Source organism: Streptomyces sp. F63, from assembly GCF_018070345.1.
GTDB lineage: Bacteria > Actinomycetota > Actinomycetes > Streptomycetales > Streptomycetaceae > Streptomyces.
This window is the reverse complement of sequence record NZ_JAGPXX010000056.1, coordinates 1-8,713: the sequence shown is the minus strand read 5'-3', so window position 1 is coordinate 8,713 and position 8,713 is coordinate 1. Positions and strand designations below refer to the sequence as shown.

The following is an 8,713-nucleotide window of genomic DNA, read 5'->3' as shown; positions in this document are numbered from 1 at the left end:
ACCCCGAGCAGCCCGGCAGCTTCCTGCCCAACGGTGCTGCCGCGAAGGCCGGACTCAACCGCAGCGTCCTCGACGCGGGTTGGGCGCAGTTCCTCGGAATCCTGGCGAACAAGGCTGAGAGTGCCGGCCGCCTAATGGTTCCGGTGGACGCGCGCGACACCTCCCGCACGTGCCCCGAATGCGGGCACGTCGCGAAGGAGAACCGTGCCACCCAAGCGAAGTTCGCGTGCACGGCGTGCGGGTTCGCGGCGAACGCGGACCACGTCGGCGCGACGAACGTCCTCAACAGGGCCGGGCTGGCCCTCTGCGCGACGGCATAGCCACCGACGCAGGAAGCCCGCGCGTTTACGCGTGGGTGGAGTCACGCCGTTCACCATCGCAGCCGTCGCCCTCGCGGGATGGCTGCTGCTCGGCTGGCCGCCGGCCGTGGCCCTGCTGCTCGGCGCCGTCCTCGCGCCCACCGATCCCGTGCTCGCCGCCGAGGTGCGCGTGGGGGAGCCCACCGGGGCCGAGCACGACGAGGACGAGGTGCGCTTCGGCCTCACCAGCGAGGCGGGGCTCAACGACGGACTGGCCTTTCCCTTCGTCGGCGCGGCCATCGCCCTGGCCGCCGCTTCGGGCACCGGCTGGTCCACCGGCTGGATCGGCCACTGGGCGCTCGTCGATGTCCTCTACAAGGGCGCCGTCGGTGTCCTCTGCGGCCTGGCCGTCGGGCGGCTGCTCGGCTGGATGTTCTTCCGTGCCGGCCTCAGGACCCTCCGGCTCTCCGAGCACAAGGAAGGCTTCGTCGCCCTCGGGGCGACGTTCCTCTCCTACGGCGTCACCGAGGTCCTCCACGGTTACGGCTTCCTCGCCGTCTTCGTCACCGCGTGCGCCATCCGCGCCGCCGAGCGGGCCCACGGCTACCACAACGTCCTGCACGACTTCATCGAACAGGTCGAGCGGCTCCTCACGGTCATCCTGCTGTTCCTGCTGGGCGGGTTCGTCGCCCTCGGCGGCCTGGCCCCGCTCACCTGGCAGGGCGCCGCCACCGGCCTGCTCCTGCTGCTGGTGATCCGCCCGGCCGCCGGCTGGTTCGCCCGCGTACGGGACGGGAGCTGCGCCCGGGAGCGCGGCCTCACCGCGTTCTTCGGCATCCGCGGCGTCGGCTCGCTGTTCTACCTCGCCCACGCGCTGGGGGCGGGCGGCTTCGCCGGTGTCGGGGCCGGGGAGCTGTGGGCGGTGGTGACCTTCACGGTCGTCGCGTCCGTGATCCTCCACGGCATCTCGGTCACCCCGCTGATCACCCGGTTCGACCGCCTGCTGCGCCGCCGCGCGCGCTCAGCGACGGGCAGGGCGCCGTCCTCCGCGGGGCGGTGAACCGGCCGGGACGGCCGGGACGGCCGGACCGCCCGGGGCGCGGCGGACGTGTCCCCCGCCGCGGGGCGGTTCACGGGTTCCCCGCGGGCCGGTTCGGCAGGCGCGCTCGGCGGGTGCGTTGCGCCCGCCCGGTCCGCTCATGGCCGCGGGGCGGGACCGGTGAGCCGGCCCCGCCCCGCAGCACTCCGCCCGCGTGCCCACGGCGCGGCGGATACGCCCGCCCTACACCCGGGCCGCGGACAGCGCGTTCACGATGTCGTCCACGCGCGCCCGGGCGTCGCCGAAGAGCATCCGGCTGTTCTCGCGGAAGAACAGCGGGTTCTGCACGCCCGCGTATCCGGTGGCCATGGAGCGCTTGAAGACGATGACGTTCTCCGCCTCCCACACCCGCAGCACGGGCATCCCCGCGATCGGGCTGTTCGCGTCCTCCAGGGCCGCCGGATTGACGGTGTCGTTGGCACCGATGACGAGGACGACCGACGTGGCGGCGAAGTCGTCGTTGATCTCGTCCATCTCCAGGACGACGTCGTAGGGCACGTTCGCCTCGGCCAGCAGCACGTTCATGTGGCCCGGCAGCCGCCCGGCGACCGGGTGGATGCCGAACCGGACGTCGACGCCCTGCTCGCGCAGCGCGCGGGTGAGGTCCGCCACCCGCTGCTGCGCCTGCGCGACGGCCATGCCGTACCCCGGGGTGATGATCACCGACGAGGCCTCGCGCAGCAGTTCGGCGGTCTCGTCGGCGGTGATCTCGCGGTGCTCGCCCTGCTCGCCGTCCGAGGCGGCGGCCGGCGCCTCGATGCCGAAGCCGCCGGCGATCACCGAGAGGAAGGAGCGGTTCATCGCCTGGCACATGATGTACGACAGGTAGGCACCGGAGGAGCCGACCAGCGCGCCGGTGACGATGAGCAGGTCGTTGTCGAGCAGGAAGCCCGAGGCGGCGGCGGCCCAGCCCGAGTAGCTGTTGAGCATCGACACGACCACCGGCATGTCACCGCCGCCGATGGAGGCCACCAGGTGCCAGCCGAGGGCCAGGGCGAGCGCCGTGACGGCGATCAGCAGACCGATGTGCGGCTCCATGACGAAGACCACGGTGAGGACGGCGAAGGCCGCCAGCGCGCCGAGGTTGAGCGCGTTCCGGCCGGGGAGCATCAGCGGGCTGGACTTCATCCGCGCGGACAGCTTCAGGAAGGCGACGATCGAGCCGGTGAAGGTCACACCGCCGATGAAGACGCCGATGAACACCTCGGCGTGGTGCACGCCGAGGAGCGTCCCGGTCAGCCCGCCGTCCTCCCCGGAGTGGCCGGCGACCTCCAGGTAGCCGTTCCAGCCGACGAGCACGGCGGCCAGGCCGACGAAGCTGTGCAGCAGGGCGATGAGTTCGGGCATGGCGGTCATCTCGACGATGCGGGCCCGCCACAGCCCGATCAGCGCGCCGATCAGCATGGCGGCGGCCAGCAGGGCGGCGCCGGTCCCGGAGACGCTCTGCGAGGCGAGCGCGATGGTGGCGGCCAGCGCGACGGCCATCCCGGAGATGCCCATGACAACGCCCGAGCGGGCGGTCTCGTGCTTGGAGAGTCCGGCCAGGCTGAGGATGAACAGCAGGGCGGAGACGATGTAGGCGGCCTGTGCGGCCGTGGTGACGGTCATGGGGCCTCAGTCCTTGGAGAACATGCCGAGCATGCGGCGGGTGACCGCGAAGCCACCGAAGATGTTGATGCTCGCCAGCAGGACCGCGGCGAACGACAGTACGGTCACGACGGTGTTCCCGTGCCCGATCTGGAGCAGGGCACCGACGACGATGATCCCGGAGATCGCGTTGGTCACCGACATCAGCGGTGTGTGCAGCGCGTGGTGCACACTGCCGATGACGTAGTAGCCGATCACGATGGCCAGCACGAACACCGTGAAGTTGCCGGCGAGCTGGCTCGGCGAGACCGCCGTCAGCAGGAACAGGCCCAGCGCGGTCAGGCCGCCGAGCGCTAGCTTGCGGCTCTGCGGCATCGGCTGCTTCCGCTTGCTCTCCGCCGTGGGCGTCGCGCCCGCCGCCGGCCGGGCCTGCGCGGCCGGCGCGGCGGACACCTGCACCGGCGGTGGCGGCCACGTCTTCTCCCCCGCGCGGACCACCGTCACGGACCGCTGCACCACGTCGTCGAAGTCCAGGACGACCTGCCCGTCCTTGCCCGGCGCCAGCAGCTTCAGCAGGTTGACGATGTTCGTGCCGTAGAGCTGCGAGGCCTGCGCGGGCAGCCGCCCGGGAAGGTCCGTGTAGCCGATGATCGTCACCCCGTTGTCCGTCACGACCACCTCGCCGGCGACGGACCCCGCGACGTTGCCGCCCTGCGCGGCGGCCATGTCGACGATCACGCTGCCCGGCCGCATGCTCGCCACGTGCTCGGCCGTGAGCAGCCGGGGCGCCGGACGGCCGGGGATGAGCGCGGTCGTGATGACGATGTCGACCTCGGCGGCCTGCTCCGCGTAGATCTCCGCGGCGCGCCGGTCGTAGTCCTCGGAGGTCGCCTTGGCGTAGCCGTCGGCGCTCGCCTCCTGCTCGACCTCCACGGCGAGGAACTCCCCGCCCAGCGAGCGCACCTGGTCGGCGACCTCCGGGCGCGGGTCGGTCGCCCGGACGATCGCGCCCAGGCCCTTCGCCGCGCCGATCGCCGCCAGCCCGGCCACGCCGGCCCCGGCGACCAGCACCTTGGCCGGCGGCACCTTGCCCGCCGCCGTCACCTGGCCGGTGAAGAACCGGCCGAACCGGTGCGCGGCCTCGATCACCGCCCGGTAGCCGGCGATGTTGGCCATCGAACTCAGCACGTCCAGCGACTGGGCGCGGGAGATGCGCGGCACCGCGTCCATGGCCAGGACGGTGATCGACCGCTGGGTGAGCGTCTCGACGAGTTCGGGGCGCAGCGCGGGGCCGATCATGCCAATCAGCGTCGCGTCGTCCCGCAGCAGGCCGACCTCCTCCGGAGCCGGCGGGTCGACCTTCAGGACGACGTCGGACCGCCAGGCGTCCTCGCGGCTGCCTATCTTGGCGCCCGCCTCGGCGTACAACGCGTCCGCGAAATCCGACCGCTGACCGGCACCGGCCTCGACCAGGACGTCGAAGCCGAGGCTGATCAGCCGGCGCACGGTGTCCGGGGTCGCGGCAACCCGCGTCTCCCCTGTGGCCGACTCCGCGACCACACCGAGCCGTTGGACCATCGATCCGACCTCTTTCTGTGACGTTCCCCCGGGTCTTCCCCGGTGCGGGTGCACTCGGGTGGCCGGAGGGTGTGTGGTGAGATCCGCGTTGTCCGTGGTGGTGGCCGGATGTCGTCCTTGACAAGGCCCCGGCTGCTTCGCGCCGGGCAGGTTCCCACATGGCGGATCCGGACAGTGGAGGAAACCTACTGATCGGTCACGAGCGAGGGCAGGCTAGCCCGGTGATCTCGCGGGGGGCAAGGGAGCGCCAAGGGGTGGACCCGGTGCACAGTGCGGCGCCCGGATCTCTGGGGCCCGCCACAGAGCAGGTCGTGCCCGGAAGGGCCAACCGGCCCGTGTGGCACGACTCACGGCGGGAGCGACCGCCTGCTGAGACACCCGGACGGACGGACCACCGCGAACCGGACGGCACCCTTCCGGAGCCGTTTCCGCGCCGGTGCGCCGGGCCCTGGGCCGGCCCGGTGATCCGGAGACTCCGGCCGATCGGCTGACCGGCCGCCCGTCTGTTCGACTTGCCACCCGGAACTCGGGCCGCTTCGCGGAACGCGGGCCGCCGGAGCCGCGCCCGGGCCGACCCGGCATTCATCCCCTTCAGCGGTGGCCCGGGCGTCTGCCCGGGGAGAACATCGTGCTGCTGCACACCAGCGCCCGGCCGGCGGCGATGCCGGGGGAGGGCTCGTGTACCGGCTGGAGTCCCGGCTCCGCCCGGAGCCCTCGCGCCCGCTCCCGGCGACGTTCAACCCGTTCGCGTGCGGTGCGCGGTCCGCTGACCACGGGAACACCCACGCGGTGGTGGCGTGCCGTACGTTCCGGCCATGACCATCGGCATCCGTGCCGGACACGACACGGCACCGCCCCCCCGGCCCGGCCCGATCATGACGGGAATCCTGCGGCCCCGGTACGCCCTTCAGCCAACCTTCGGCGAATCATTGATGATCGCCATAAGAGTGTCTAACGTCGGTCCCCCAACTCCCCCCACAGGAGACCCACATGATGCGTGTCAGATCCCTCATGGCCGCTGTGGCCGGCGCCCTGCTGCTCTTCCTCTCGGGCATCTCCGCCCCCTCACCGGCGTCTGCCGCGTCGCTGGTGGAGGTGACCGACTTCGGCAGCAACCCCGGCAACCTGCGGATGCACCTGTATGTGCCGGACGCCCTTCCCGACCGGCCGGCGATCGTGGTGGCCATGCACGGCTGCGGCGGGTCCGGGCCGGGCTTCCACCAGTCGGGCGGCTTCGGGCAACTGGCCGACCGGTACGGATTCATCGTCGTCTACCCGACGGCCACCAAGCAGACGGCGATGTCCAACTGCTTCGACGTGTGGTCCGACGCCTCCAAGCGCCGTGGCGGCGGCAGCGACCCGGCCTCGATCGTCTCGATGGCCGGCTACGCGCAGGAGCGCTACAACGGCGACCCGGAGCGGATCTTCGCCACCGGCAGTTCCTCCGGCGGCATGGAGACCAACGCCCTCCTCGCCCTCTACCCGGACGTGTTCGAGGCCGGAACGGTCTTCATGGGTGTCCCCTTCACGTGCTTCGCCAACGAGGCCGACTTCCCGCCGTGGACCAGCAAGTGCGTCAACGGCTCCATGGACCGGACCCCGGAGGACTGGGGCAACGCCGTGCGTCAGGCGCACCCCGGGCACACCGGTGACCGTCCCCGCGTGCAGCTGTGGCACGGCACCAACGACACCCTCGTCCCCTTCCAGCTTCTGCGGGAGGAGATGGAGCAGTGGACGAACGTCTTCGGCCTCGGCCAGACGCCCACCTCCACGGACCAGCCGCAGCCGAGCTGGTCGCGCCAGCGCTTCGCCGACCCGGCCGGTGAGGTGAAGGTGGAATCCATCAGCGTCCAGGGCGCCGGACACAGCCTGCCGATGAACGGCATGGCCGACGCGGCCGTCGAGTTCTTCGGCCTGTCGGACTGAGGACCCGGGTGGCGGGACCGGCCGCCCGCCCCGCCCGGTGGGAGCGGAGGCGGGCGGCCGGCCGGGCGGCCGGCCGGTGCCGGGCCGCACCGGCCGCACTCGCTGCACTGGCCGCACCGGGCGGTTGGGCCGTACGAGCCGCATCGTCTTCCTCCCCGGGCATTTCCCCGAGCGGACTGGGCGGCTACATTTTTGGGAGCGCTCCCACAGCCCGGTCCGGCGGCACCCCTTCCCTCATGTGCGCCGGATCTCCACCCCCCGAAGGGAGAGGCACCACCCATGAAGCAATTCCCGAGATCCTCGCGCGCGGAAGACGGCGGCTCCGGAACCGAGGCCGGAAACGGAACCCGGAGCGGCCTGTGGCGCAGGCTCTCACTGTTCGGCCTGCTGGTCGCCCTGCCCGTCATCCTCCTGGCCGTGTTCACGGAGGGCTCGGGCGATTCCGGCGGCTCCGCGGAGCAGACCTCCGCCGAGGGCGGGACGTCCGTGGCCGGCACCCGGGCCGAAGCCGGCGAGGGGTCCGGCGGCGACGCGCACGCCGATCACGGCGGGAAAGCCGATGCCGCGGACAAGAATGCCCAGGGTGCGGGACACGAGAAGCACGCCGCGGGCGGGAAGTGCGCCGTGGATGTGAAGACCACGCCCAAGGGCGACGGTTACCGCGCCAAGGTGACGGTGACGAACTCCGGTGAGACGGAGATCGGCAACTGGATGATGCACTCGTCCATCTCTCCCGACGCGAACATCGAGAAGCACTGGCGCACGGTGCTCAACGGCTACGGCCTGGCCGTCGCCTTCGGCAGCACCGACAAGAACGGGACGCTGGAGCCCGGCGAGTCGACCACCTTCGGCTTCCTCGTGAAGAACGGCACCCCGCCGCCGGCCGAGGCCAACGTCTGCTACGTGCACTGAAGTTGTGCGGTCCCGCAACAGGACGGGGCAGGACCGGCAGCACCGGTACCGCCCCGACGCGTCCCCGGCGGCCGGCCTGGGGGCGGCGCACCGCAGGGCCACCGCATGCAGTACTGCGGACACCGGTACGGCCACGGGCGCCGCGGCCCGGCCACCCTCTCGTCCACGCCGGCGAGGAAGCCGGCCGGCGGTTCCGTTCAGCGATCAGTGACCGGTCGGCCGCCCGGGTCGATGGCCGGCTGCGGTACCTCAACGACGAAGAACAAGAAGGTGGGTTCGGTCGCGAGGCCGTGGAAGTCGTCCGGGAACAGGTCACGGGCTGCCGGGTCGGGCTGTGGCTCGCTGATGGCGGAAAGGCGGAAGCCGGCGGTGGTGAAGGCATCGGTCATCGCGTGCAACGGCCTGCGCCAGAATCTCATCGGGACGGACCGCCCGTTGATCCTCCAGTCGAAGGCGTAGCTGGTCGCCGCGAAGTAGTCGGGCCGAGGTTCCCGGATCGTGTAGGCCACGAATGGGTGGTCCACCGACGCGATCAGCCGGCCGCCGGGCCTGAGCACCCGCCGGAACTCGGCCAGCGTTGGCCCCCAGTCCTCCAGGTAGTGCAGCACGAGCGACGCGACCACGTCGTCGAACGCACCGTCGTCGAACGGCAGGCGGTCGCGCAGATCGGCCACGTGCAGGTCCGCGTCGTCACCGAGCCGCCGTCTGGCCAGTGCCAGCATCCCGGCGCTGGCGTCGATGCCGGTGACGGCGGCACCGCGGTCGCGCAGTGCAGCGGACAGAGCGCCTGAGCCACAGCCGGCGTCCAGGATCCGACGGCCGGTCACGTCTCCGGCGAGGTCTGTCATCGCCGGCCGCGCGTAGTACGCGTTCACGAGATTGTTCTCGGTTTCCGCCGAGTACGCCTCGGCGAAACTGTCGTAGTCGTTCGCCGGAGCCGGAGTCGGAGTCGGAGTCGGAGTCGGAGTCGGAGCCGGAGCCGGAGCCGGAAGCCGGGCGGGACCATCCGGCACATCGGTGACACGTTCCATCAGACCTTCTTTCGAGGGGACCACCAGCTTCAGCCGGTGGGGGGAATCGAATTGCCCACGACTTCAGTCCCGGGCGGAGTCACCGCCACAAGCCTAGGGTCACGTGATCCGCTGGACAGCACGCCTTCGGGGCCGGTGGGTTGGGGTTGGGGCACCGGGTGGGCGGCGCGGTGGTGGTGGCGGGTGGGTTGCGGGCTGCCGGGTGGTTGTCGTGGTGGGGGTTACGGCATCCGGGTCGGGGTTGGGCGGGGGTCGGTCGTCTATCCGGTGTCGTGCGTGCC

6 protein-coding genes and 1 pseudogene are annotated in these 8,713 nt (G+C 71.8%); 4 read left to right on the top strand and 3 right to left on the bottom strand.

Going from position 1 to position 8,713, the window contains the following annotated elements:
- Both KBZ10_RS28705 and KBZ10_RS28700 read left to right on the top strand, forming a co-directional pair.
- Nucleotides 1-320: zinc ribbon domain-containing protein (locus tag KBZ10_RS28705; protein WP_210990672.1), on the top strand; the 320-nt coding region annotated here is incomplete at its 5' end.
- Nucleotides 321-327: 7 nt separating this feature from the next.
- Nucleotides 328-1,359, top strand: a pseudogene (locus KBZ10_RS28700) (cation:proton antiporter); the annotation flags it as partial.
- Nucleotides 1,360-1,581: 222 nt separating this feature from the next.
- On the opposite strand, the gene pntB reads toward KBZ10_RS28700, so the two are convergent.
- Entirely contained in the window at nt 1,582-3,006 is a 1,425-nt protein-coding gene (pntB, locus tag KBZ10_RS28695) for a Re/Si-specific NAD(P)(+) transhydrogenase subunit beta (RefSeq protein ID WP_210990670.1), read from the bottom strand.
- A gap of 6 nt (nt 3,007-3,012) precedes the next feature.
- Nucleotides 3,013-4,563, bottom strand: a complete 1,551-nt coding sequence (locus KBZ10_RS28690) for a Re/Si-specific NAD(P)(+) transhydrogenase subunit alpha (RefSeq protein ID WP_210990669.1) — start codon at nt 4,561-4,563, stop codon at nt 3,013-3,015.
- Nucleotides 4,564-5,553: 990 nt separating this feature from the next.
- Here KBZ10_RS28690 and KBZ10_RS28685 point away from each other — a divergent pair.
- Together KBZ10_RS28685 and KBZ10_RS28680 are read left to right on the top strand one after the other, a co-directional pair.
- A complete protein-coding gene (locus KBZ10_RS28685) occupies nt 5,554-6,489 on the top strand; it encodes a PHB depolymerase family esterase (protein ID WP_210990668.1) in 936 nt (311 codons plus the stop codon).
- 279 nt (nt 6,490-6,768) lie between these two features.
- Nucleotides 6,769-7,401, top strand: coding sequence for a cellulose binding domain-containing protein (locus tag KBZ10_RS28680; RefSeq protein ID WP_210990667.1), 633 nt, complete (start codon nt 6,769-6,771; stop codon nt 7,399-7,401).
- 197 nt (nt 7,402-7,598) lie between these two features.
- On the opposite strand, the gene KBZ10_RS28675 is transcribed toward KBZ10_RS28680, so the two are convergent.
- Nucleotides 7,599-8,432, bottom strand: coding sequence for a class I SAM-dependent methyltransferase (locus KBZ10_RS28675; protein WP_210990666.1), 834 nt, complete (start codon nt 8,430-8,432; stop codon nt 7,599-7,601).
- Between the last annotated feature and the right edge of the window lie 281 nt (nt 8,433-8,713).

Bases quoted from the DNA above. Each gene is read 5' to 3' on its own strand.
- pntB (WP_210990670.1), bottom strand. From the start codon at position 3,006: ATGACCGTCACCACGGCCGCACAGGCCGCCTACATCGTCTCCGCCCTG.
- KBZ10_RS28690 (WP_210990669.1), bottom strand. From the start codon at position 4,563: ATGGTCCAACGGCTCGGTGTGGTCGCGGAGTCGGCCACAGGGGAGACG.
- KBZ10_RS28685 (WP_210990668.1), top strand. From the start codon at position 5,554: ATGATGCGTGTCAGATCCCTCATGGCCGCTGTGGCCGGCGCCCTGCTG.
- KBZ10_RS28680 (WP_210990667.1), top strand. From the start codon at position 6,769: ATGAAGCAATTCCCGAGATCCTCGCGCGCGGAAGACGGCGGCTCCGGA.
- KBZ10_RS28675 (WP_210990666.1), bottom strand. From the start codon at position 8,432: ATGGAACGTGTCACCGATGTGCCGGATGGTCCCGCCCGGCTTCCGGCT.